The sequence below is a fragment of the Brevundimonas sp. BH3 genome, assembly GCF_045345115.1.
Classification (GTDB): domain Bacteria; phylum Pseudomonadota; class Alphaproteobacteria; order Caulobacterales; family Caulobacteraceae; genus Brevundimonas.
Map to the genome: position 1 here is coordinate 1,723,527 of NZ_CP150796.1, position 24,529 is coordinate 1,748,055.

26 protein-coding genes are annotated in these 24,529 nt (G+C 59.3%); 7 read left to right on the top strand and 19 right to left on the bottom strand.

Features of this window, described 5'->3' with window-relative positions:
• Positions 1 to 32: 32 nt before the first annotated feature.
• The gene (locus tag WEU32_RS08375; RefSeq protein WP_406851585.1) at positions 33 to 887 is read right to left on the bottom strand and encodes a hypothetical protein; all 855 of its coding nucleotides are present in this window, start codon (positions 885 to 887) and stop codon (positions 33 to 35) included.
• Between the two features lie 15 nt (positions 888 to 902).
• The gene (locus tag WEU32_RS08380; RefSeq protein WP_406851586.1) at positions 903 to 1,823 is read right to left on the bottom strand and encodes a hypothetical protein; all 921 of its coding nucleotides are present in this window, start codon (positions 1,821 to 1,823) and stop codon (positions 903 to 905) included.
• Between the two features lie 92 nt (positions 1,824 to 1,915).
• On the opposite strand from WEU32_RS08380, the gene trmFO reads away from it, so the two are divergent.
• Positions 1,916 to 3,343: a methylenetetrahydrofolate--tRNA-(uracil(54)-C(5))-methyltransferase (FADH(2)-oxidizing) TrmFO gene (gene trmFO / locus WEU32_RS08385; protein ID WP_406851587.1), complete on the top strand. Its 1,428-nt coding sequence runs from the start codon at positions 1,916 to 1,918 to the stop codon at positions 3,341 to 3,343.
• A 33-nt stretch (positions 3,344 to 3,376) separates the two neighbouring features.
• Here the strand turns inward: trmFO and WEU32_RS08390 are convergent, their stop codons facing one another.
• The 11 genes from WEU32_RS08390 to WEU32_RS08440 all read right to left on the bottom strand — a co-directional run bounded on the left by WEU32_RS08390 (position 3,377) and on the right by WEU32_RS08440 (position 13,670).
• A complete protein-coding gene (locus tag WEU32_RS08390) occupies positions 3,377 to 3,676 on the bottom strand; it encodes a hypothetical protein (RefSeq protein WP_406851588.1) in 300 nt (99 codons plus the stop codon).
• Positions 3,676 to 4,302 (bottom strand): squalene/phytoene synthase family protein, encoded by a 627-nt coding sequence (locus tag WEU32_RS08395; RefSeq protein ID WP_312812911.1) that lies wholly within the window; start codon positions 4,300 to 4,302, stop codon positions 3,676 to 3,678. The genes WEU32_RS08390 and WEU32_RS08395 overlap by 1 nt, the downstream gene beginning before the upstream one ends.
• Before the next feature lie 124 nt (positions 4,303 to 4,426).
• On the bottom strand, positions 4,427 to 5,404 hold the full coding sequence (gene secF / locus WEU32_RS08400) for a protein translocase subunit SecF (RefSeq protein WP_312137025.1): 978 nt from the start codon (positions 5,402 to 5,404) through the stop codon (positions 4,427 to 4,429).
• Entirely contained in the window at positions 5,404 to 7,002 is a 1,599-nt protein-coding gene (gene secD / locus WEU32_RS08405) for a protein translocase subunit SecD (RefSeq protein WP_312137023.1), read from the bottom strand. The genes secF and secD overlap by 1 nt, the downstream gene beginning before the upstream one ends.
• 45 nt (positions 7,003 to 7,047) lie before the next feature.
• Positions 7,048 to 7,335, bottom strand: a complete 288-nt coding sequence (gene yajC / locus WEU32_RS08410; protein WP_406853419.1) for a preprotein translocase subunit YajC — start codon at positions 7,333 to 7,335, stop codon at positions 7,048 to 7,050.
• 183 nt (positions 7,336 to 7,518) lie between these two features.
• Positions 7,519 to 8,613: a peptidoglycan DD-metalloendopeptidase family protein gene (locus WEU32_RS08415; RefSeq protein WP_406851589.1), complete on the bottom strand. Its 1,095-nt coding sequence runs from the start codon at positions 8,611 to 8,613 to the stop codon at positions 7,519 to 7,521.
• 107 nt (positions 8,614 to 8,720) lie between these two features.
• Positions 8,721 to 9,365 (bottom strand): protein-L-isoaspartate(D-aspartate) O-methyltransferase, encoded by a 645-nt coding sequence (locus tag WEU32_RS08420; protein ID WP_167177398.1) that lies wholly within the window; start codon positions 9,363 to 9,365, stop codon positions 8,721 to 8,723.
• On the bottom strand, positions 9,362 to 10,153 hold the full coding sequence (gene surE, locus WEU32_RS08425; RefSeq protein WP_312812905.1) for a 5'/3'-nucleotidase SurE: 792 nt from the start codon (positions 10,151 to 10,153) through the stop codon (positions 9,362 to 9,364). The genes WEU32_RS08420 and surE overlap by 4 nt, the downstream gene beginning before the upstream one ends.
• A gap of 9 nt (positions 10,154 to 10,162) precedes the next feature.
• Positions 10,163 to 11,491 (bottom strand): serine--tRNA ligase, encoded by a 1,329-nt coding sequence (gene serS / locus WEU32_RS08430; RefSeq protein ID WP_406851590.1) that lies wholly within the window; start codon positions 11,489 to 11,491, stop codon positions 10,163 to 10,165.
• 111 nt (positions 11,492 to 11,602) lie between these two features.
• Positions 11,603 to 12,868 carry a YceI family protein gene (locus WEU32_RS08435; RefSeq protein WP_406851591.1) on the bottom strand — a complete coding sequence of 422 codons (1,266 nt, stop codon included), beginning with the start codon at positions 12,866 to 12,868 and terminating at the stop codon, positions 11,603 to 11,605.
• 106 nt (positions 12,869 to 12,974) lie between these two features.
• Positions 12,975 to 13,670 carry a YceI family protein gene (locus WEU32_RS08440; protein WP_406851592.1) on the bottom strand — a complete coding sequence of 232 codons (696 nt, stop codon included), beginning with the start codon at positions 13,668 to 13,670 and terminating at the stop codon, positions 12,975 to 12,977.
• A gap of 183 nt (positions 13,671 to 13,853) precedes the next feature.
• Between WEU32_RS08440 and mutL the strand changes: the two genes are divergently transcribed.
• Together mutL and WEU32_RS08450 are read left to right on the top strand one after the other, a co-directional pair.
• Positions 13,854 to 15,764: a DNA mismatch repair endonuclease MutL gene (mutL, locus tag WEU32_RS08445; protein ID WP_406851593.1), complete on the top strand. Its 1,911-nt coding sequence runs from the start codon at positions 13,854 to 13,856 to the stop codon at positions 15,762 to 15,764.
• Positions 15,765 to 15,773: 9 nt separating this feature from the next.
• Positions 15,774 to 16,241 carry a low molecular weight protein-tyrosine-phosphatase gene (locus WEU32_RS08450; RefSeq protein WP_406851594.1) on the top strand — a complete coding sequence of 156 codons (468 nt, stop codon included), beginning with the start codon at positions 15,774 to 15,776 and terminating at the stop codon, positions 16,239 to 16,241.
• Positions 16,242 to 16,246: 5 nt separating this feature from the next.
• Here the strand turns inward: WEU32_RS08450 and WEU32_RS08455 are convergent, their stop codons facing one another.
• From WEU32_RS08455 to WEU32_RS08470, 4 genes are all read right to left on the bottom strand, one after another.
• Positions 16,247 to 16,576: a DUF2322 family protein gene (locus WEU32_RS08455; RefSeq protein ID WP_406851595.1), complete on the bottom strand. Its 330-nt coding sequence runs from the start codon at positions 16,574 to 16,576 to the stop codon at positions 16,247 to 16,249.
• A 65-nt stretch (positions 16,577 to 16,641) separates the two neighbouring features.
• Positions 16,642 to 17,658, bottom strand: a complete 1,017-nt coding sequence (locus tag WEU32_RS08460) for a Kelch repeat-containing protein (protein ID WP_406851596.1) — start codon at positions 17,656 to 17,658, stop codon at positions 16,642 to 16,644.
• Positions 17,659 to 17,677: 19 nt separating this feature from the next.
• Positions 17,678 to 18,253 carry a 16S rRNA (guanine(966)-N(2))-methyltransferase RsmD gene (rsmD, locus tag WEU32_RS08465; RefSeq protein WP_312137004.1) on the bottom strand — a complete coding sequence of 192 codons (576 nt, stop codon included), beginning with the start codon at positions 18,251 to 18,253 and terminating at the stop codon, positions 17,678 to 17,680.
• A 3-nt stretch (positions 18,254 to 18,256) separates the two neighbouring features.
• Positions 18,257 to 19,900, bottom strand: coding sequence for a pseudouridine synthase (locus WEU32_RS08470; protein ID WP_406851597.1), 1,644 nt, complete (start codon positions 19,898 to 19,900; stop codon positions 18,257 to 18,259).
• Between the two features lie 12 nt (positions 19,901 to 19,912).
• Here WEU32_RS08470 and tadA point away from each other — a divergent pair, with 12 nt between their 5' ends.
• Together tadA and WEU32_RS08480 are read left to right on the top strand one after the other, a co-directional pair.
• Entirely contained in the window at positions 19,913 to 20,377 is a 465-nt protein-coding gene (tadA, locus tag WEU32_RS08475) for a tRNA adenosine(34) deaminase TadA (RefSeq protein WP_312137001.1), read from the top strand.
• Between the two features lie 54 nt (positions 20,378 to 20,431).
• Positions 20,432 to 20,815, top strand: a complete 384-nt coding sequence (locus WEU32_RS08480; protein WP_406851598.1) for an MliC family protein — start codon at positions 20,432 to 20,434, stop codon at positions 20,813 to 20,815.
• Here WEU32_RS08480 and aroB read toward each other — a convergent pair.
• Together aroB and WEU32_RS08490 are read right to left on the bottom strand one after the other, a co-directional pair.
• Entirely contained in the window at positions 20,812 to 21,918 is a 1,107-nt protein-coding gene (gene aroB / locus WEU32_RS08485) for a 3-dehydroquinate synthase (RefSeq protein WP_406851599.1), read from the bottom strand. The genes WEU32_RS08480 and aroB overlap by 4 nt on opposite strands.
• Entirely contained in the window at positions 21,915 to 22,484 is a 570-nt protein-coding gene (locus tag WEU32_RS08490; RefSeq protein WP_312136995.1) for a shikimate kinase, read from the bottom strand. Before WEU32_RS08490 ends, aroB begins: the two co-directional genes overlap by 4 nt.
• A gap of 59 nt (positions 22,485 to 22,543) precedes the next feature.
• Here WEU32_RS08490 and WEU32_RS08495 point away from each other — a divergent pair, with 59 nt between their 5' ends.
• Together WEU32_RS08495 and WEU32_RS08500 are read left to right on the top strand one after the other, a co-directional pair.
• Positions 22,544 to 23,461, top strand: coding sequence for a tyrosine recombinase (locus tag WEU32_RS08495; protein WP_406851600.1), 918 nt, complete (start codon positions 22,544 to 22,546; stop codon positions 23,459 to 23,461).
• 92 nt (positions 23,462 to 23,553) lie between these two features.
• Entirely contained in the window at positions 23,554 to 24,504 is a 951-nt protein-coding gene (locus WEU32_RS08500) for an acetyl-CoA carboxylase carboxyltransferase subunit alpha (RefSeq protein WP_312136992.1), read from the top strand.
• The last annotated feature ends 25 nt before the right edge of the window (positions 24,505 to 24,529 follow it).

Here is a 24,529-nt window from a genome sequence, read left to right on the forward strand (position 1 = left end):
GTGATCCGGCCTTTTTTGTTCGTCCGCTTAGATCAGCTTTGTTTCAACATCCGGTAGGCGCTTACAAACGGCGCATACAAGATCAGAGCCTGCGCTGAAGCCATGAGCAGGCTTAGCACTACTGTGCCGATAAATCCGATAATCGTCAGCGCCGTCACGCCTTGCCCCGTCAGCAGACCAAAGCCACCACCTGAAATGGCTGCAAACGGCATGGCTATGATGTTGACCAACAAGTTCACACCAAACGACAGGATACCTGCCAGAAACGCCATGCCTAACAGCGGCCAGAAATGACCCTTGGTCATTCGGAAGCTGTCCATGATGGCAATGCGCTTTTCAGCAACCGTGATTGGCACAGCAAGGCTGAACTTTACGCCGAACCATAGCGCAAATGCGACCAGACCAAAGAAAACCAGCAAGCCCGTCAAAACCGCAAACGCAACACCGGCTAGTGCCGCTAGACCAACAATCGCGCCAGCCAGAACAAGCGCTGCAACCCACACCAGTGACAGAGCCAAAACCACCACAAAAGTATTCAGCTCGTCGCGGCCAAGGCGCAGATAACCGAAACGGCTATCCTCAGGCGTCAAGACCGATCGCACAATCGCTGGCCAAATGATTGCCGAGGCGACCAGTGACAATGGCAGAGCTACAGCGATTACACGGCCATAGGCCCCCAGCAGTTGCATGGCCAAGGCCTCGTCCGGCTCCTGCCCCGCTTGGATCGTCGCCACAAACCCCATTAACTCGACAAAGGACTGATAGGCCAAGGCCACCGTAATGGCACTGATCACGGCATAGACAAGTCCTAACCACAACAGCAGCACAGGCTTCTGGCGGGTAATGCGGAAGCCTTCAAACACCGCATCGGTGGGCCCGAATTTCATAATAAAATCCTTGATTTAAAGTTCCGGCACAATGCCGGGATCGCCCTGTTGTTCAACGGACGGTCTTAACTGACGCCACGCCGAAGTGAACGGCGCGATGGTAAGCACCGTATTCAGCCCCTGCATAAAGAAGGTCGGTACAGCCATAAGCACTACACCAATAACGATCAACGCCACCCAGTTCCATTGGGACGGGTCTTCATTAAAAGCTACCAAACCCGCAGCTCCGCCCACAAAACCCAGCACAAGGATGATCAAAAACAATGCAATCATCCAAACGATGCTGATGGCCATCATGATCAACATCGACAGGAATGCCGTACCCAGTAATGGCCAGAAATGCCCTTTTGATGCCTTCCATGCCGGTACCAGCGCAAAGGTGTTCAAATCTATGCTGGCGGGAACAAGGAGTGAAAGGCGCACACCGACCCAAATCATTGGCAGGATCGCGACCAAGCCGATCACAATACCAGTCCCAACGCCGGCAGCTTCGATACCGCTAGCATAACCGACGATCAAACCCGCAAATACGGCGATCAGGGCGATAATCATCGCCGCAATAAAGAAGCCAAGCACGATCGCAATATAGGTCACAAAAACCCATAACTCGTCCATGCTGGCGCGAAGACCGACAATACGGCCAATCCCTTTACCCAGAACCAGCCGCGCTACGGCGGCGATAATCGGAACCATCAACAATAGCTGTAATACCGATGACAGATTGGCGAGCAGGTTCAGCCCGATCATTTCATTCATCGCTTCGGGATTATCGGCCAAGACTTCGAAATTGTTTGCCATCCAGACAAACATTGGAATGACCGGAATGGTCGGCAGCACGATCAATAATGCGCCCCAAGCCAGTACCCACCAAGGGTGGGCTTTTATGACGGCAAAGCTATCCTGGAACACCTTACCGATATCGTATTGAACCCGCATCCTGATGGAATCTCCCGCCCTTGTCTTAGATCAAGACTAAGCGATGTTGGTTCAACATGACAGCGGGCCTTTTCGTCGCTAGAAGCCGCAGCATGTCCACCCAATCCACTATTCGCCCTGTCCACGTAATTGGCGGCGGCATGGCCGGTTCCGAAGCCGCATGGCAGATCGCCAATGCCGGTGTCCCTGTCATCCTGCATGAAATGCGTCGAGACGAGACGGCGAGCGACGGTTCGACCGTCGAAATCCGCACCGATGCCCACCATACGGCAGGCCTTGCCGAACTGGTATGCTCCAACTCGTTCCGTTCGGACGACTGGGAATACAATGCTGTCGGCTTGCTGCATCAAGAAATGCGCGAGCTGAACTCCATCATTATGGCGTGCGGACACGAACATCAGGTTCCTGCAGGCGGCGCTCTGGCCGTTGACCGCGTGAACTTCTCGGAGGCTGTCACCAAAAAGTTGTCCGAGCATCCGCTGATTACAATCGTGCGCGAAGAAATCGACGGCATCCCCCCCGAAGACTGGGACAATGTAATTGTCGCGACCGGTCCACTGACGTCTCCTGCTCTGGCCGATGCCATTCTGAAACTGGGTGGTGCAGAAGGTCTCAGCTTCTTTGATGCCATTGCGCCAATCATCCATGCGGACAGCATCAATTTTGACATCGCATGGCGCCAGTCGCGCTATGACAAGGAAGGCCCAAGCGGCGAGACGGCGGCCTATGTCAACTGCCCGATGGACAAGGCACAGTACGAAGCTTTCATCGACGCGCTGCTGGCCAGTCCCACAGCTGTTTCCAAGGAATGGGAACACGTCCCCTATTTTGATGGGTGCCTGCCCATCGAGGTGATGGCCGAGCGTGGTCGCGAAACATTACGCCACGGCCCTATGAAGCCGGTGGGCCTGACCAATCCGCGCAACCCGACAGTCAAGTGCCACGCTATCGTGCAACTGCGTCAAGACAATGCGCTAGGCACCCTGTTCAACATGGTCGGTTTCCAGACCAAGATGAAATATGGCGCACAGACCGATGTGTTCCGCATGATCCCTGGCTTGGAGAATGCCCAGTTCGCCCGCCTCGGTGGCCTACATCGCAACACCTATATCAACAGCCCCAAACTTCTGGACAAGCAACTGCGCCTCAAGGCCATGCCGCGCCTTCGTTTTGCAGGTCAAGTTACGGGCGTCGAAGGCTATGTCGAAAGCGCTGCCATGGGTCTGTTGACGGGTCGTCTGGCTGCGGCTCAGGCACTAGGTAGGGCAATCCTTCCACCGCCTCCAGAAACGGCCATGGGCGCACTGGTCGAACACATCACCGGTGGCCACATGGAAGGCTCGAAATTCCAGCCGATGAACATCAATTACGGCCTGTTACCGCCGCTGGAAGCCCCCAAGGTCGATGAGGATGGCAAGCGCATCCATCCTAAGGAACGCGGCCGTGCCAAAAAGCGCCTTCAGAGCATCAGAGCGTTGGACGCCCTGAAGTCCTGGCGGGAAGCCAACTTCGCCCAATAAAAGAAGGCGGTGATTTCGGTCACCGCCTTTTTATTATCTCGCGGCATTGATGACCATGGATGCAGTCCACATCACAATGGGAGGACTGGCAATGATCAGGGCCAGTTTGTACTGGCGACGCATCAACATCCACCACGCCACCAACGGACAAATCATCAGGCTGCAATATGGCACCATGGTCAGCAGAGCCGTCCCCAAAGGCACCGAACCGGATCGGAAACCGCTCCACACCAGAATGACGGGCAATAATCCGACAACGGTTCCTGCCAGTCCGAACAGAGTTGTCACCGCCAGCCACATGGAGGCGGGTTTTCGTAGGTGTGCTTTAGACATTAGATACGGCCCCTCACCGTGTTCCAGAACAGTTGTAACCGTTTGACGGATTCGGGGGCGGAGCGCGACAGGCCCGCATGGGCTACAGCCGGAAACGCCTTGGGTGGCAGCGATTTCAAAGCTTTGTTGGCCACAGGGATAAAAGCCTTGGCCTCGCGCTCCTGCCCTGTCTGCATCAGCCCGAAAACCTGTCCGGCTGGACGCACAGCATCGTCATAGCCTGCGCCCGCCAATATCTGGACGGCCAGTTGCATCGGTGCCGTGAAAAAGGCGTCCAGATCGTGCGGCTGTTTATGCACACGACCGATATGGGCTTCGATCAAAGCATCGAACCCGGATCGCTCCAAGCCGTGACGGGCGACTAGATCGGTCAAAGCCTCCAAAACCGGATGGCCTTTGCGCGGCGTGTTGGAAAATACTCCATCCATCTGTTCAGCCCACCACGTGTACCGCATCTCGGCCAGCAAAGGCTGTGTCACGCGTGTCGGAATGGCCACAAGCTCGGCCTCAAACGCATACAGGGCGATTAGGTCAGCGCGTGCCTGAAAATCATCGACAAAGCGACTGGACAACCAGCGGTCGAGATCAGCCCCACGGACCTGAGTATCTAGATCTACAGAAGTCATATTCCCCTGCCATGCGGCACACTGACCCGGGGTGCAAGCCCGAAGGCCTCAACAAACCTTAAACCAAAAAGAAACCCGCCCTTTGCGATGAAAGGGCGGGTTGATTTTCAAACCTGAAACATCCTTACGGACGGCTGGCCATACCCAGCTTGACAGGCTTCAGATCGTCTTTGTCACGATCGATATTGCCGCGTTTCACGCCCCACAGAAGGACAACCGGTGTACCGACATAGATCGACGAGAAGGTACCGATAACGATACCGATCATCAGAACGATCGAGAAATCGAACAGAGCCGCACCACCGAAAATCGCCAGTACAGCCAGAACGCCAACGGCAGTTACACCGGTGATGATCGTGCGCGACAAAGTTTCGTTCAGCGACAGATCGATGACTTCCTTGAGCGGCATGGTTTTGTACTTACGCAGGTTTTCACGCAGGCGGTCAAACACAACCACGGTGTCGTTCATCGAATAGCCGATAACCGTCAAAATGGCGGCGACGGTATTCAGGCTGAACTCGAAACGGAACAAGACAATTAGGCCAAAGGTCAGGATCACGTCGTGAAGCAGACCGATGATGGCACCGAAACCGAACTGAGGCTCGAAGCGGAACCAGATGTAGAGGAACATCAGGAAAATGGCTGCGCCCAGTGCATAGATGCCCGAACGGAACAGTTCACCAGAGACCTTGGAACCCACGACGCTGACACCCGAATAGGTGACCTCGCCAACCGAATCGCTAATCGCTTTTTCAACGCGAGAAACAACTTCGGACTGATTGGCACCGTCGGGAATCTGGAAACGGATCAGAGCGGCAGAGTCGCTGTCGATACCCTGAACCTGTACGTCACCAAGGTCGAGATCGCCCATGGCATTACGCACTTTATCCAACTCCAGAACCTGACCGGCAGGCTTGCTGACTTCCATCGAGGCACCGCCGCGGAAGTCGATACCCAGGTTCAGCCCCGGATAGAAACACCCCACGATCGAAGCCACACAAAGCAGCACAGCCAAACCGCCCATGAACTTGGCGTGCTTGACGAAGTGGAAGTTTGTAGTCTGCGGAAGCAGTTTGATGAGAGGCCATCCACGCATCGGCATTACTCCGCAATCGGCAGTTTTTTAGGCTTGGCCACTTTGAGCCAGTAGCCAAGCAGAACTTGGGCGACCATCACCGACGAGAACATCGAGGTGAAGACACCGATGGTCAGGGTCCATGCGAAACCGCGAACCGGACCGGCACCGAACATGAACATGATCAGGGCCGCCACAAGGGTCGTCAGGTTGGCGTCCACAATGGTGCCCATGGCGCGGTTGAAACCGGCATCCATAGTCGCAATCGGAGAGCGTCCCAGACGGGCCTCGTCACGCATGCGCTCATAGATCAGCACGTTGGCGTCAACAGCCACTGCGAACGTCAGCACCAGACCGGCAATACCCGGCAGGGTCAGCGTCGCACCGATCATCGACATCGCTGCCACGATCAGAATCCCGTTCAGGATCAGACCCAGCACCGAGATCCCACCGAACAGGAAGCCATAGGCACCGATCATGAAGACGATGATCAAGCCAAAGCCGATCATGGTCGAAATGGCACCTGCCTTAACAGCATCGGCCCCGAGTTCCGCAGTCACTACGCGGCGCTCTTCAACCTTCAGCGGAGCTGGAAGCGCACCACCGTTCAGAAGGTTCACCAATTCGGCGGCCGACTGGATCGAGAAGCTGCCGGTAATCTGGCCACTACCGCCCGTAATCGGCGACTGGATGGTCGGAGCCGAGATAACCTTGCCGTCCAGAATAATCGCAAACGGCTTGCCGATGTTCTGGGCAGTGGCTTCACCAAAGCGGCGAGCGCCCTGACCGTCGAACTGGAAATCGATAGCCGGACGACCCGACTGGTCCGAACCCACGCTGGCGCGGGTCAGGTTTTCACCCGAAACCAGCACGCGGCGCTTTACCAGATACGGCGTGCCGGCATCATCGGCCAGCAGCTCCGAATCCGGAGCTACGCGGCCAGCCAGTGCATCCTGAAGACCGGTCGCCGACGTATCCACCATCTGGAAAGTCAGCTGGGCGGTTTGGCCCACCAGACGCTCCAGTTCGGCCGGATCGCTCTGCCCCGGAGCCTGAACCACGATGCGGTCAGAACCCTGACGGGTGATCGAGATTTCCTTGGTGCCCGAGCTGTCCAGACGACGGCGCACAACCTCGATCGATTGATCGACGGCGGTGGCACCCATATTGGCCATGGCCACATCGGTGAAGCCGTAACGGATGCGGTTACCGCTGAGGCGGGTCACCTGACGATCCGAAACGCCAGACGAGTTGACGCCGGTATTGACCATATCGCGCAGGGTTTTCAGCGCCGTATCGAACTGGGCACCATCGGCCACAGTGATAACGACACCGCCATCCTCGCGTTGCAGGTTGCCGATATTCACACGTTGCTCGCCCATCGAAACGCGAACGTCTTCGATCAGGTTGCTAACGCGTTTCTGGCGCATGGCCGGAACATCGACTTCCAGCAGGAGGTAAGAGCCCCCCTGAAGGTCAAGGCCGAGGTTTACGCCGTTTTTAGGCAGCCACCCCGGCAGCGCATCGCGCTGCTCGGATGTGAGCATGCTGGGGAAGGCCAGCAGTAGCCCGAAAACGAGCGACAGCACGACCAAGACGACTTTCCAGCGTGCAAGCTGAATCATGTCAGGGCTTCTCCGGGGCGGCTTTAAAGCCGTTGTAAAAAGGGCTTAGCCCTTGTCGTTGGCGGCGATAGCGGTGCGGTTGCGCACGTCGGCAATCATGGAACGGACCACACGGACCGAAACGCCTTGGGCGATGTCCACCATCACTTCGGATTCTTCAACGCGGGTAACCTTGCCGACCATACCGTTCGACAGAACCACTTCATCGCCACGCTTCAAAGCCTTCAGCGTCGCCTGATGTTCCTTCATGCGCTTTTGCTGAGGACGGATCATCAGGAAGTAGAACAGGACGAAAATCAGAACGAGCGGTGCGAACTGAATGATAGCGCCCATCATGCCGGGATCTTGGGTATTCAATGTAAGGCTCCCCATACTGAGCCGCTTCCCACCGTGGGGGGCTCAATGGATTCAAGGCGCGAAAACTAGGGTGCGCCGAGTGCATTTGCAACGCGACGTCCTGTCGGGAGCGGATCATTTCAACCAATCCGCCCCCGATAATGTCACTTTGTCGCGATTTTAGCGCGGTAGAACGCCCAACGGGTCCATTGCAACCGGATCATCGCCACGCATCTGGCGTACTTCATAGTGGATCGACGGACGACCATCACCGGCAGTCGTACCCACCGTTCCGATCACCTGACCAGCACGAACCTGTGCGCCATCGCGAACGGTCGAAGAACCCAGATGGCTATAAACTGTACGCCAACCGTCGCGGTGGACGATGAGAACCGTCAAGCCCTGCCCCACAATGTCATCACCGACATAGGCCACAGTGCCATCCGCCGAAGCCTTAACCTCTGCACCGGCAGACGCGCCAATATTGATGCCATTATTGCGTTCACCCATGCCCGTCGGACCAAAGCGACGCAAAATGTCACCTCGCACCGGCCATTGCAGGGCCAGTGTCTGTCCCAGCGGTGTAGAAGATTGCGCCGGGGCTTGTGGCACTGTTGCAGCAGGCTGCCGTGCAGATGGCAACGGCGCATTCCCGCTGGGTGGTGGCGGCGGTGGCGGGGTTACACCCTCTACACGACTATTGACGCCCGAAGGTGCCGGACCAGTCGCATAGGGATCACTGCCAGTATCGACTGCCGTAGTCGGCAGAATGATACGCTGTCCTGAAGTAATGGCCCCACGAGGACCTAGACCATTCAGTTCGATCAAGGTCTGAACCGGCGTCTGGAAGCGACGGCCAACGCCTGAAATCGTATCGCCGGGCTGAATGATATAGGCCGCACCTGCCTGAACCGGACCTGTCGAAGCCGGAGGCGTCACCCGCACCGGCTCGCCGGTCGATGGGTAGGCTGGACCCGTCGAGGCAGGCGGCAGACCGCCGCCATCGATATGACCCGAACCGGCAACCGGTCCCTGCTCTACCGGTGGCGGTGTATTCGGCTGATAATAGGGGTTGTTCGGTTGCTGGGCCGGTTGGGACGGCTGCGTCTGCGGGCGCGTGGCATACGGGCTTTGGCCATAAGGCACAGGGGCCTGACCGGTCGGCACAGGACGCGTCGAATAACGCGGCTCGGTCGGATAGGTCGAACAGGCGGCAAGCGTTAGTGCACTCCCTGCCAGCAATCCCGCTTTGATCCAGTTGCGGCTGCCCAGCATGCCTGTCTCCATCTTGAAAATCACATCATCAACCGGCCTTGCCGGATTCGCGGCAGACTGAAACGGCTAACTTGTGCAAAAATGGGGCGGAATAGTTAAGGGTGCGTTTACCCTTCTTTGGCGGTGCCTTCGACCAACGGCACAAAGCGCACCTCGCACAGGCTTTCGCGTGTAAAACTGCCGTCCGGTTGTCCGGTATAACGGTTCAGCATCTGAACCGATGTACGCCCCACCGGAGCCACCAGGACTCCGCCCGGTTTGAGCTGTTTCAGCAGTTCGGTCGGCTCGTGTGGGGATGCCGCCGTCACCATAATACGATCGAACGGTGCCTGCTCGATCCAGCCCACACCACCATCACCATGGCGGGTAAACACATTTTCGAGACCCAGACGCTTCATCCGGATTTCGGCCTCGGTCAGCAGGCTTTTATAGCGCTCAACCGTATAGACAAAGCGGGCCATGCGGCTGAGCACAGCGCACTGATAGCCACTGCCGGTGCCGATCTCCAGCACGCGGTGGCGCGGTCCGACCTGTAGAGCTTGCGTCATCAGGCCGACAATATAGGGCTGGCTTATGGTCTGGGCGCAATCGATGGGAAGCGCCTGATCTTCCCATGCCTGATCCAGAAACCTCTCATGCACGAACAGGGAGCGATCCACCTGTTCCATGGCCGCAAGGACGCGCGCATCGGTGACACCCTGCCGCCGTAGCGACAGGATCAGGCGTCCGGCACGGTCGTCCCTTAATGTCATTGTTCGTGTGGTCCCTTGGGTGGTGCGCCACCCAGCACTTTCTTGAGATCGTTGACCATTTGCGTGTGCGTCAGATCGATTTGCAGCGGCGTGACCGAGATACGACCCTCTTCCATAGCGCGCAAGTCGGTGCCTTGGGCATGTTCGTGCGGCTGGCCACGGAAGGCCATCCAGTAGTACGGACGGCCACGCAGATCGTCACGGCGGATGGCGTGAAGCTCGCCAATATCGCGGAAGCCCTGACGGGTGATTTCGACCGTCTTGACCAGTTCCGGCGGCAGGCGCGGGAAGTTGACGTTCATAACCACGCCGTCCGGCCATTTCTGGTCGAGCAGCTTCTGGATAATGCCCGGTGCAAAGGCCTCAGCCGTTTCCCAATGGGCGACAGCCTCGTCATGGAAACGCTCCAGCGATTGCGATAGGGCAATCGAGCGAATGCCAAAGGCCATGCCTTGCAGCGCACCGGCGACAGTCCCCGAATAGGAAGTGTCCTCGCCGACATTGTGGCCACGATTGACGCCCGACAGCACCAGATCGGGCTTTTCGGGCATCAGTTCATTGACGGCCAGAATAACGCAGTCGGTCGGCGTGCCGGTCACCGAGAAACGCTTGTCGCCCAGTTTGTTGACGCGCAGAGGCTCGGTCAGGGTCAGGCCACGGCCCTTGCCCGACTGTTCAACCGCAGGAGCCACGATCCACACATCGTCCGACAGCGCGCGGGCGATGTTTTCCAGACAGGTCAGGCCTTCGGCATCGATGCCGTCGTCATTGGTCAGAAGAATACGCATGATACTCGTTTATGCAGCAGCGATGGCGGTCAGACCGCCCATATAGGGTTGCAGCACGGCAGGCACAGCAATCGAGCCGTCTTCGCGCTGATAGTTTTCCATCACGGCCACAAGGGTACGGCCTACCGCCAGCCCCGAACCGTTCAGGGTGTGCAGGAACTCGGTCTTCTTCTCGCCAGCGCGCTTGAAGCGGGCATCCATGCGACGGGCTTGGAAGTCACCGCAGTTCGAGCAGGAGCTGATCTCACGATAGGTATTCTGCGACGGCAACCACACTTCGAGGTCGTAGGTCTTGGTGGCCGAGAAGCCCATATCGCCCTTGCACAGCAGAACCTTGCGGTACGGCAGTTCCAGCGCCTGAAGCACAGCCTCGGCGCAACCGGTCATGCGCTCGTGTTCGGCATCCGAGTCTTCCGGCTTGCAGATCGACACCATTTCCACCTTCTGGAACTGGTGCTGTCGGATCAGGCCACGGGTATCACGACCAGCCGAACCCGCCTCGGCACGGAAGCAATAGGTCAGCGCCGTCATGCGGATCGGCTGGGCCACTTCCTCGTCCGGCAGGATTTGCTCGCGCACAAGGTTGGTCAGGGACACTTCGGCGGTCGGGATCAGCCAGCGGTTGCCCGTTTCGCCATCAACCGGAACCGAAGGATCACCGTCGGCGGCGCGGAATAGGTCTTCTTTAAATTTCGGCAGTTGGCCCGTACCAAACATGGCAGGGTCTTTGACCAGCAGCGGCGGGTTCACTTCGGTATAGCCGTGCTTGTCGGTTTGCAGGTCCAGCATGAACTGGCCGATGGCGCGCTCCATACGCGCCAGTTGGCCCTTCAGCACCGCAAAGCGCGAGCCGGACATCTTGGCCGCGCCTTCGAAGTCCAGCATCTTGAGCGCTTCGCCGAGGTCGGCATGGTCCTTGGCCGGACCTTCGGTGCGCGGGGTGCCCCACTTGCTGACTTCGACATTGTCGTTTTCATCGGCACCGTTCGGCACGTCTGCGGCAGCGAGGTTCTTGAGGCCCGCCAGCAGGTCGCGCAGTTCACTACCCTTGGCGGCTTCGACTTCGCCCGCTTCGGCAATCTCGTTCTTGAGGGTTTCGACCTCGGCCTTCAGGCGCTCGGCCTCGGCCATGTCCTTCTTGCCCATGGCCGCGCCAATGGCCTTGGAGGCCGCATTGCGCTTGGCCAGTGCTTCCTGACCCTTGGTTTGGGCCGCACGCAGGGCTTCATCCAGAGCAAGGATGCTGTCGACCACGGATTGCGCGTCATCCACGCCACGCGACGACCAGCCGGCCACATAGAGGGCGGGGTTGTCTCGGATCGCTCTGATGTCGTGCATGGTCCTGGCCTGTATCTGGGGCAAAGGTTGGAAGAGCGCCTGCTCTACCGCCCCCTGCCCCGTCAGGCAAACCCCGTAGCGCCTCAAACACTCAAAGAGTGCTGCAATCGGTCAGGATGCGCGCTCGGCACGCACCTTGATGGACACCTCGATGGCCTTGGACACCCAGCTTCCGGCGGCATCGGACGCCATGCCCAGATCAAAGGCCGTGCGATCCAGCTCGACCTTGCCTTCAACCGTGGCCACACCGGACGCCTCGTCAAAGGTGAAGGGCAGAACCACCGGAACGGTCATCGATTTGATTCGCAGTGTGCCGCGCGCCTCGAAGCGGTTGCCGCCCAGAGCCGTAAAGCTGTCGGCCTCGAAACGGGCCGTCGGATAGGTGGCCGGATCAAACCATTCGGCACCGCCCAGCGAGCCGTCCTTGGTCGCATCGCCCGTCTTGCCCGAGGCGGTCGAGATAGTGACCACTGCCTTGGAGCCCGCCAGATCAGCCGGATCAAACCAGACCTTGGCGTCCCATTTCCCGAACGTGCCAGTAAAGGGCGCACCCGAATGGGTACCGCTGAATGTGATCGAAGATTGCGCTTTGTCGATAGTCCAGGCTTGGGCCGTACCCGCCACTACGTCAGCATCCTTGGTCGCCACAGCCGTTACCGGTTCGCGGGTCGTTTCTTCGAGCATGGGGGCTGGACGCGCCGCAATCGCCGTTGCTGTCGCCAAAATCACCACAAAGCCCAAGCCAACCAGTCGCTCTGCCCATTTGATGGAAGACTTGGGCTCTGGTGCAGTCGGACCGTCAACATGTTTGAACACCGGCACCATATGGGCCAGCACACCATCACGATTTAGGAACTGGTGCTTTAAAGCTGCACCAACGTGCAGAACCACCAGCACAATAACGCCCCATGCCAGTTTACTGTGCGCCCCCATGCTTGCAAAAGCGATATTGCGTCGGACCGCTTCCGTGGCATGCTCGACGAAACCGATATGCGGTATGCCGAACAGCCCAAACCAGCTGGTTGCCACAGCCAAAGGGGTATCGGTTTCGACGGCCCAACCGGCAGAGACATAGACCCAACCCGTCAGCGGCAGCGCAATCATCAAGCCATAAAATGCAACATGCGTCGCCCTTGCCGCAAACTGCTCCCAACCCTTCATTGCCTGCGGCAAAGCCGGAACCGGATGGGCCAAACGCCACAGCACACGCAGCACTGTCAGCGCCAGAATCAGAAACCCGACCGACTTGTGAATCTGGAATACCCGATAGGCCAGTGCCTGTTGCGCAGGGTCATTGATTGCATCCCCCATCCACCACCCCATCGGGATCATGGACAGGATCGCCGCCGCAATCAGCCAGTGAAGAGTGATAGCCACGGCAGTATATCGGTTCGGTCGCACGGGCATGGACAGTCTCGGATATTGTTTGATGTCTAAAGAATACGGGCGAAGCTTAGCTCCGCCCGTTTAAAAATTTCCAGCTTTAGGCTGCCGGAGCGACTTCCTGAACGAACTCGCCATCGAACTTGATAGTGGCGTCGTCGCCGACATAGCCGGCAGGCATACCAAAATCGCTACGCTTGAAAGAACCTTCGGCCGAGAAGCCAAGGGTCGGAACTTGCAGGAACGGGTGCTTCTCGATCTCGCCGCCGAACTCAGCCTTCAGGGTCACCGGCTTGGTGACACCAAGGAAGGTCAGATCACCGGTCACGTCAGCCGTGCGCGGGCCGGTAAGCTCAACCTTGGTGGACTTGAACGTGATTTGCGGGAAGGCACCTGCGTTCAGCTTGTCCGCAGCCTTGGCAATGTCCTCGCTCCATGACTTGAAGCCAGTTGCAGCATGGGTGCCGAGGTAATCGCCCGCATAGTGAGCATCAACCGAAGTCGGGTCGATCGTGGCTTCGATGGTCGACTTCGACAGATCGGCAGCGTCCAGAACCAGCTTGGCCGAGAATGTGTTGAAGCGCGCGGTATAGTTCGAGACTGAGTTGTGCGGCACCGACCATTGCAGGCTGGCGTGCGTCGGGTCGAGATTATAAACGCCCGACGGAGCCTTCAGCTCGACCGGAGCAGCGGAAGCAGCATCGGTCGTGCCCGCAGCAGGCGTAGCCGATTGACCGCAGGCAGCCAGCAGTGCGGCGGCCGAAATAGCAACAAAAGCAGCTTTGATCTTCATCATAGATATCCCGGATGTGACCTGCCCCATGGACAGGCAAAAATGGATCGACGACTCTCGCCGCCAGTCCGTAACAGTATATGTTGCGAATGATGAACCGCAACCCCGATAGTGACAAAAAATCTTTACAGCTGAATGAACGTGCAAGATGCACCTCGCTGCTATTCGTCCTATCTTGCGATTCAAATGCCAATTCGTCGCCTCCCTCCCGAAACCGTAAACCGTATCGCCGCTGGCGAAGTGGTTGAACGCCCCGCCAGCGCCATCAAGGAACTGGTGGAGAACGCTATTGATGCGGGGGCTTCTCATATCGAGATACAGGCTGACGGCGGTGGGCTGACCCGCATCCTGATTGCCGACGATGGCAAGGGCATCCCCAAGGACGAGCTGCCCGTCGCCGTCGAGCGGCACGCGACATCGAAACTGGAGCCCGATGATGCGGGCGATGTGGACCTGTTGCGTATCTTTACGCTGGGCTTCCGTGGCGAGGCCCTGCCCTCGATCGGTTCGGTTGCCCGTCTGAACATCACGACCCGCGCCAAGGCCGACGCCGGCCAGAACGAGGCATGGGCGATCACTGTTGAAGGCGGCCACCACCACCCTGTGGCCCCCGCCGGTTTCCCCGGCCCGCATGGGGCGCGTGTCGAAGTGCGCGACCTGTTCTACGCCACCCCTGCCCGCCTGAAATTCATGAAGTCGGAACGCTCCGAGGCCATGGCCATCTCCGAAGAGATCAAGCGACAGGCCATGGCGCACGAGGAAGTGGCCTTTACCCTGACGCTGGACGGCAAGACGACCCTGCGCCTACCTGCCGAGCACAAGGGTGATGAAGGTCGCCTTCGTCGTCTCGGGGCCATTCTGGGTCGTGACTTCGAAGCCAATGCCCTGTTGATCGATCAGGAACGTGATGGCACCCGCCTATCAGGCTATGCCGGTCTGCCGACCTATTCGCGGGGCAATGCGGCGCATCAGTTCCTGTTTGTGAATGGCCGCCCTGTCCGTGACCGTCTGTTGCAGGGCGCACTACGCGGGGCCTATGCCGACTTCCTTGCCCGCGACCGCCATCCGGCGGCAGTTCTGTTTATCGATATCGACCCGCTCTATGTCGATGTAAACGTCCACCCTGCAAAGGCCGAGGTCCGCTTCCGTGATCCGGCACTGGTGCGTGGCCTGATCGTCGGGGCGTTGAAACATGCGCTCCATGCCGCCGGCCACCGCGCCTCGACCACGGTAGCTGCCGATGCCCTGTCCGGCTTCCAGCCGCATACGGGCGTGCAGAACCACGGGCAATATGCGCCGTCCGAACCTTCGGCTTCCGGATTTTCGGCATGGGCCGGATGGTCCAGACCCGAAGCCGCTGCTCAGATCATTCCCGGCCTGTCTGAACGCTCGGCCCGCATTGAACACACATGGTCGGGCCAGCAGGCCGCGCCGAGCTTCCGCACTCTCGCCGAGGTTCAGGCCGAACATGCAGGCCAGATCGCGCCTGCGCCCCATACGCCGGTCGATCCCATCGACTTCCCGCTGGGTGCCGCCCGTGCGCAGCTTCACGCCACCTATATCGTTGCCCAAACCCGCGACGGTCTGGTGATCGTTGACCAGCACGCCGCCCATGAACGTCTCGTCTATGAGCGCATGAAGAGACAGATGGAAGGAGGTCACGTCTCCCGTCAGGCCTTGCTGACACCTGAAGTCGTCGAACTGGATCCCGCCGAGGCTGAACGCGTTTCCGCCAAGGCCGACGAACTGGCCGAAATGGGCCTGATCGTCGAAGCCTTTGGATCAGGTGCCGTTCTGGTGCGCGAAACCCCTGCGCTGTTGGGGGATACAGACGTTCAGGGCCTGATCCGCGATATTGCCGATGACCTGTCCGAGCATGGTTCGGCCCTGTCGCTGAAAGAACGTATGGCCGAGGTCTGCGGCACTATGGCCTGTCATGGTTCTGTCCGTGCGGGCCGCGTGTTGAGCGCCCCCGAGATGAATGCTCTGCTGCGCCAGATGGAGGCTACGCCCCATTCCGGCCAGTGCAATCACGGCCGCCCGACCTATGTCGAACTGAAACTCAACGACCTCGAAAAACTGTTCGGAAGGCGTTGATAATCAATCATGTACAGCGTTCTATTCGTCTGCCTTGGCAATATCTGCCGCTCACCTCTGGCCGAGGGCGCATTCCGGGACGAGGTCGCCAAGCGCAAACTGCCGATCATCACGGACTCGGCAGGGACCGCCGCCTATCACACCGATAATCCGCCCGATCCACGCGCCATAGCCACGGCAAAGCGCAACGGGGTGAATATCGCCTCTCTACGCGCCCGTCAGATCAAACCCGCCGATTTCAAGCGCTTCACCCACATCGTGGCGATGTACACCGACAACCTCGCCAACCTGAAACGCGTCCAGCCGCAAGACAGTACGGCCCGCCTCAGCCTGATGATGGACTGGGCCAAAGGCCGCGAGGGAGCTTCGGTAGAAGACCCCTATTATGGCGATGAAGACGGTTTTTCCGTCACTTGGACCGATGTGATCGAGGCCTCGAAAGGTCTGGCCAACCATCTGGCCCATAAGCCGGACTAACCCGCTCAGGCCGCTATAAGCTTGATGGTGAGCGGAGCCGCGTCATCCACAATCTCGATAAGACGGTCGATATTCGGGTGCGCGCCCGGACGGTTCTTGGCATCGGCCGTATGTTCGGCAAAAACATCGAGACCGTGCGCGGCAGCCTTGGCATCAAGCGCACCAAAGACTTGCAGCAGGTATTGATACACGCGGAAGGATCCTTGTTTTCCAGCCTGATTTTCGATGGATGCGACCACAATGCCCGCGTCATCAACCAGATCGATACGGGCAAGGCCGTCGATTGACGGCAGCAGTTGCAGGTTATCCTTGAACGAAGCGGTGGGCTGGATCATCGAAAAATCCTCGGGTCGCGTAAAACTGCCCCGCCTGTAACAGCTTCGCCTCCATACCGCGACACCTACAGTCTCAGGGCCTCGACCACGCCGCTGGCCTTGCCACCCGAATAGACTTCGCCACCCGCAATCGCATAGACGACGCCATCCACGCTGCACCCCGCCAAACCGTGACGCGGCACGCCCATATCCGGTCCACGCGTCCAGCGGTCTGCGGCAATGTCGTAAATCCACGTCTCGGTGAAAACGCCCCCCGGTCGGGTCAGCCATTCGCCGCCAAAAGCCACCAGTCTGTCACCCACAGCCGCCATGGCCAGACCACCACCGACCTGATGGCCCGTATCCGATACCGGAACAGGGCTAAGCGTATCCCAGCGGTCTGATTGCGGGTCATAGCGGTCCAGACGTCCCGTCCCTCGCCCGCCTTCGACCATCCGCCCGCCAGCAACATAGATATGGCCACCATGCACCGCCCCCGCCGCACTGTTGCGGGCCTCGGGGGCAGGACGTGCCGTGGTCCAGCTATTATCCGAAGCATCGAAAACCAGATGGGTGGCGACATCACCCTGATCGTTCCACTGGCCGTTCTTGCCGCCCACAGGCGAGCGCCCCGTCACCAGATGCACATGATCGCCCACCGTGACGCCGACAGTCTCGGCCAAGGGCTCTGGTATCTGGCCAACCGGATGCCAGACATCGCCATCCAGCGCCCAATAGTCGGTCATGGAGGTCCATTCGCCGCCCTCGCGCCGGTCATAGCCACCAAAGGCCCAAACCCGCCCGCGCGCAGCAGCCAGCATCGGGTGATGGCGTGGCTGCGGCAGGCGCGTCCCCTCCGCCCAAGCGTCTTGGGCCGGATCATAGATGCCCATGCGGTCATTGATCCGCGTTCCAACGGCATCACGGATCAGCCCGCCCGCCACATAGACCTTGCCATCCAGCAACGCGCAGTAAATCTCCTGCGTCGCCCACGGCATTTCGGCCCGTCGCTGCCAGCGCGGGCTTTCCGAAGCCATAGAAATACGGGGAAGTGCCGCAGTTGCGGCAACAGAGGCGATCAGGCTGCGGCGATGAATCATCATGCGCCGCAGCCTAACCTTGTTATTGAGAAGGCGCGACCTTCAGGAACAGCACACGCGCCGCGCCATAGTCGCGGGCATCCATGCGTTCATAGCCGGGGGTGTCGATTTCCGGTTCATCCGAACCGCGCTCGTAAACAACCACCGCGTCAGGGGCCAGCCAGTTGCCTTCCAAAAGTTTCTGCAAGGTCTGCTCGCCCAGTCCTTTGCCATAAGGCGGATCAAGGAAGGCCAGCGTGAACGCTTCGCCTGCAGAACCCGGACGAGGCCCCAGATCAATCGCACTGCGGCGATGAACCCGCGTACGACCGAACAGACCATAGGCATCCATATTTTCACGAATGGCACCACGCGCCCCGTCGTCGGTTTCAACGAACAGGCAGAAGGCACCACCACGCGAAATGGCTTCATAGCCGAGCGCACCGGAACCGGCGTACAGGTCGATGACCCGTGCGCCATCCAGAACATCTTCGGCCCATGCGGCATGTTCAAGCACGTTGAAAATAGCCTGCCGTGCGCGGTCGGAGGTCGGGCGTGTGCCCTGCCCCTCCGGCGCGACAATGGCGCGGCCTTTCAGACTGCCGGCGACAATCCGCATGGCTTAGGAACGACCACGCGGGCCACCGCGACCGGCACCACCGCCCGGCTTACCACCAAAGGGCTTGCCACCCGATGGACGACCACCCGAAGGCTTACCACCGAACGGTTTTGCACCAAACGGCTTGTCGCCACGCGTACGGTCACCGGTCGGGCGATCACCGCGGGGACGGTCACCAAAAGGCTTGTTACCGAACGAGCGTTCACCACCCGAGCGTTCGCCCGAAGGACTGTCGCCATACGGACGCCCCGCCGGCTTGTCACCAAACGAGCGGCCCGCTGGCTTGTCGCCAAAGGACTTGCCCGCAGGCTTGCGGCGGTCATCGATGAACTGCACATCACGCTGGAATGCCGGACGCGGGCGATCCTCGCGTGGGCCGCGCTCATAACCTTCATCCGAACCCGGACGGGCACGCGGTTTAAAGGTCTTCTTGTGCTCGAACTTGGGCGTGGCCTTGGCCCAGCCTTCCTTCTTGACCGGACGTGCGGGTTTCTCCGGCACACCGTCCTCGACAGCCTGATTGGCAGCGCGAACGCGGCTGGGCTTGCGCGACGGGTCGGACATGGCCGAACCCGAACGGCCCTTGATGATCGCACCGGCAGGGCGACGACCGGGGATCGGCGCAGGCGTGCTGACCGTGTTACCGGTCGGCAGGTTTTCCGGACGGATATACTCGCCCAGCATCTCGCGGATCACACGCGGGCCGATTTCCTCGACCGAGTTGACCGGCAGGGTGCCGAGATTGAACGGACCATAGGCCAGGCGGATCAGGCGATTGACCTGAAGACCGAGGCTTTCGAGAACCTTGCGGACCTCGCGGTTCTTGCCTTCGGTGATCGAGACGCTGATCCAGAGGTTGGCCGAGCTGGGCTGACCGTCCTCTTCTTTTTCCTTGGCCTTGTCGATTTTCGCATCGACCGGACCATAACGGATACCGTCGACGACACAGCCGTCTTTCAGGGTATCCAGACGTTCTTGAGTGATGCGGCCACGGGCACGGGCGCGGTACTGACGCACCAGAGCGGTGTCCGGCAGTTCCAGCGCACGGCTCAGTTCACCATCATTGGTCAGCAGCAGCAGACCTTCGGTGGCCAAGTCGAGGCGGCCCACCGAGATCACACGCGGCAGATCAGCCGGAAGCGCGTCCCAGACCGTCGGACGACCGGCAGGATCGTTATGGCTGGTGATAAGACCGGCGGGCTTGTGATAGCGCCAGACGCGGGTGGCCTCTGCGGCCCCCACCGGCTTGCCATCGACCGTAATCACATCGTCGCGCTTCACCAGCACAGCTGGCGTGTCGAGGATGCGACCGTTCACCGCGACCTTGCCGAGACCAATCAGGCGTTCCACCTCACGACGCGAAGCGATACCGGCGCGCGCCAAAGCCTTGGCGATACGTTCGGTACGTTCCGGGGTCGCGGGCTTCCCAGCCGGCTTGTCTCCCTTAGGTCCGCGATTCTCGAATCGGCCCTCGCCGCGCGGACGGTCTTCGTCACGCGAACGGGGACCGCGATCGTCAAACTTGCGGTCTTTCTTGTCACCGGAGCCGAATTTCGGGCCCTTATCGGCGAATTTACGGGGCCCACGCGAGGCGTCGTCTTGACGCGGGCGGGGCTTCTTGTCGTTGTCTCGGTTATGGCGATCCATGATGAGCGGTTCATGAGCATGGCGCTCGATTTGGCGCAAGCGGCAGCTGAAGCTGGCGAGGTGCCTGTCGGCGCACTGGTTGTGAACGAATTAACCGGCGAAGTGATAGGTAAAGGGCAAAACCGTCCAATCACAAGCCATGATCCGACGGCTCACGCTGAAATCGTAGCGTTGCGCGATGCTGCCACGACTTTAGAGAATTATCGTCTTACCGACCTTACTTTATATGTCACGCTTGAACCCTGTGCCATGTGCGCCGGTGCCATCAGCCATGCCCGTATCGGTCGCGTGGTCTGGGGAGCCGATGACACAAAGGGCGGAGCGGTCAAGAACGGCCCGAAATTCTTTGAGCAGCCCACCTGCCACTGGCGCCCCAAAATCGACAGCGGAATCTATGCTGATCAGGCTTCCACACAGCTCAGAGACTTCTTCCGTTCGCGCCGCAAGAAGGGAACCGCCAAGCCAGAACCGAGTTAACCCTGTCTGAAGCTCGTGACCCCCCGTCACAAGAGCGACGGGACGGGTGGTTCAATGCGCAAAATCGTGGCTGGTTTGGCAGCAGGCTTGTTTTTGACGGCATGCCAAGATCACGAAACCATTGGTCCGCGCAAAACTGACGAACATCTCAGGGCCGAGATTCCACAAGACGTTTCACCCGAAAATGCAGCTGCATGGGTTTTCAACTGCCAAAATGGCCAACGTCTGATGATCGATTTCGACCATCCTCGCCAAATGGCAACCGTTCGCCGCTTAGACGGACTGGCCTTTGACCTGACGCGCAAGCTAACAGCAGAGGGCTATCTCTACGAAGCCAGCGGATTAGTGCTAAGCGGCAAAGGCAAGATTGCAAATTGGCATGCCCCCAATGCAGACGATACAGTTTGCGAAGTCAGCGAAATAAAGCCGCTGGTCTAGACCGCGCCTTCTTGCTTCAGGAAGGAGAGAACATCGACTGCATCGACATCCTTGGTCACAAAGGCCTGTCCGATGCCATGCGCGAGAATAAGCGTTAATCGCCCACCCTCGGCCTTCTTGTCACCCTGCATACGCTCCAGCAGTGCAGCCGCATCAAAGGCATGGGCAATATCAGCAAGACGCGTGGGCAGGCCCGCCGCCTTTATCCCCTGCTCTGCCCGTTCGGCCTCGACCACATCACACAGACCCAGACGCGCCGAATAGCGGAACGCCATGGCACAGCCGACAGCAACCGCCTCACCGTGGGTCAGAGTATCGTCAAACCCGACCTCGACTTCCAGTGCATGGCCAAAGGTGTGACCGAGGTTCAGCAAGGCGCGGCGGCCTGCTTCTTTTTCATCCTCTCCGACGACCTGCGCTTTGATCTCGACAGAGCGAATGACAGCCTTTGTCAGCGCCTCAGGGTTGCCCTCAGCACCCACAGCGCCTTCGCCCGACAGCCAGTCAAAATAGGCCGCATCGCAAATCAGGCCATGCTTCAGGATTTCCGCCCAGCCGGAGCGCACCTGACGTACGGGCAGCGTCTTCAAAATATCGATATCGGCCAGCACCAGGCGCGGCTGATGGAAGGCACCGATTAGATTTTTGCCGCGTGGTGTATCGATGGCTGTCTTACCGCCGACCGAAGAATCCACCTGAGCCAGAACCGTTGTCGGCACCTGAATAAAGTCGATCCCGCGCATAAACAGCGCCGCCGACAGTCCGGCCAAATCACCGATCACACCGCCACCTAGGGCCACTACCAGACTGCGACGGTCCATACCTGCCGCCATCATCCGGTCCAGCACGCTTTCAAGCTCGGAAAAGCTCTTTGAAGCTTCGCCCGCCGGGACCGTAATTTGCTCGGCTTCAAAACCCGCTGTCTTCAAGGATGCCAATGCGGCATCCGCATGCAAGGGACCAACCGTGCTGTCGGTAACCACCATCACTCGTGTCGGATTAAATGCCTTGGCGCGCTTTCCCAGCGAAGACAGCAGGCCCGCGCCGACCACGACGTCATAGGCGCGGAAGTCGCCGCCCTCTACACGGATAGTAGCGGTCATCGCACACCCTGCTCCAACGCATACTTTCTCAATTCCGCCAGCATGGCTTCAAGCGCCACGCCGTGCGATCCCCCCCCCACATCCACCGTCACATCGGCTTGGGCATAGACAGGATAACGTTTCTCGGCCAACTCACTCAGCACCTTGATCGTATCGCGTCCGCGCAACAGGGGCCGCGTATCACGGCGCGCCACACGCTCGGCAATCACATGCAGATCCGCCCGCATCCAAACCGTCACGGCGTGTTCTTTCATCATGGCGCGGGTTTCGTCATTCATCATTGCGCCGCCACCGGTTGCCAGCACAATGGGCGGACCTTCCAGCAGACGTTTCATGACCCGCACCTCGCCGGCACGAAAATCGGACTCGCCCCGGGTCGCGAAAATCTCGCTGACACTCATACCGGCTGCAGATTCAATCTCGTGATCGCCATCGGCAAACGGCAGACCCAGACGCGTGGCCAGACGGCGCCCCACTGTGGATTTGCCGACACCCATCAGCCCCACCAATGCAATGGTGCGGTTCAGCTTCAAAATCGGAGAATCAGGTGAGGCGTCACAGTTCATGTTCTTAACCTCCTCTTCTATACACGGATGACCACGCTCCACACCCCTTGCAGTCACCAATGACCCCACAAATCGAAGCCTTTCTAGAAATGATGGCCGTAGAGCGCGATGCTTCCAAGCATACGCTGGCGGCCTATGGCCGCGATCTGGCCGATGCTGAACTGATGCTGGCTTCCAAAGGCGGACTGTTGAAAGCTGAACAGGAAGACATAGAAGCTTGGTACGCTAATCTGGCTGTACGCGGCCTTTCTGCAGCAACAGCCGCCAGACGACGCGCCTCTGTGCGCCAATTCTATCGCTTTGCCATGGGGGAAGGCTGGCGCAAGGATGACCCTTCAAGACGTCTGGATGCTCCAAAACAAGGTCGCCCTCTGCCTAAAAGCCTGTCGCGTGAAGAGATCGACGCCCTTATGAATACCGTCGCCTCGCAGGATGGAGCCGCCGCCCTGCGTCTTCTGGCTCTGGTAGAACTGACATATGCGTCTGGAATGCGGGTTTCAGAGGTGCTTGGCCTGAAACTGGCGGCAGTGCAGCGCGATCCCGCCTATCTGATCATTACCGGCAAGGGGAACAAAGAGCGCCTAGTGCCCCTCAATACCTCTGCCCGCGAGGCGGTAAAGGCATGGCTTGCGGTAAGAGCAAAGACAGCCAACAAGTCTAAAGACAGGGAAAAACCCATTGATAGTCCGTGGCTGTTCCCCTCTCACGGACGTTCTGGGCACCTGACGCCTCGCCGTTTCGCACAGTTGCTGGACATTGCAGCTGCTGCTGCCGGCATAGATCCCTCGCGCATTAGTCCGCACGTTTTGCGCCATGCCTTTGCCACCCACCTGCTGGAAGGCGGAGCCGATCTGCGTGTCGTACAGACCCTGTTGGGGCACTCAGATATCTCGACCACCCAAATCTATACCCATGTCGCAACCGACCGTTTGGCCCAGGTCGTGCACAAGTCACATCCCCTTGCGCGTAAAAACTGATATGTAGGTCTCTTGCCGCGAGGCCCGACGAGTTTTAGGGTCCGCGACCTTTCCGTAGCGCCAAGATGGCGCGGTCGTTACACGGGCGCTTTATGGCCACGCATTATCTCGAATTCGAAAAACCTATCGCTGAACTTGAGGCGAAGATCGCCGAGCTGTCACAGCTCGCCCCCTCCAGCGGTGACTTCGAGGCAGAGATCAACACCCTCAAAGCCAAGGCTTCGGCACTGCGTACCGAAACCTATGGCAATCTCGATCCGTGGATGCGCACGCAGGTGGCCCGCCACCCGCAGCGTCCGCACTTCATCAACTATATCGACGGTCTCTTCACCGACTTTGAAGAGCTGCACGGCGATCGCCAGTTCGGTGACGATCAGGCCATTCTTGGTGGTCTGGCCCGTTTCCGTGGCCAGGGCGTGGTCATCATGGGCCACGAAAAGGGTCATGATACCCAGACCCGCCTGAAGCATAATTTCGGCATGGCCCGCCCTGAAGGCTATCGCAAGGCCGTGCGCCTGATGGACATGGCTGAACAATTCGGCCTGCCAGTCCTCAGCTTTGTCGACACCGCCGGTGCCTATCCGGGGCTCGGTGCCGAAGAGCGCGGTCAGGCCGAGGCCATTGCCCGCTCGACCGAACGCGGCCTGACGCTGGGCGTACCCTATATCGCCACCGTCACAGGTGAAGGTGGTTCGGGCGGTGCTATCGCCATCGCTGCGGCCAACCGCGTCATGATGCTGGAACACTCGATCTATTCCGTAATCTCGCCGGAAGGTGCCGCCGGTATCCTGTGGCGTGATGGCAGCCGTGCCAAGGATGCGGCCATGGCTATGCGAATCACCGGCCCCGACCTGCTGGAACTGAAGATCGTGGATCGCGTGATTGGTGAGCCTCTGGGCGGTGCCCACACCGATCCAGAAGCTGCAATCAATGCCGTTGGCGACGCCATCGAGGACGAATTGAAAGTCCTTTCGGCGCTTGATGCCAACCAGCTTCGTGCCCAGCGGGCCGACCGCTTCTATGCCATCGGCCGCCTCGGCTAATCCGGCGTGAAACAGCAGCTTTGCC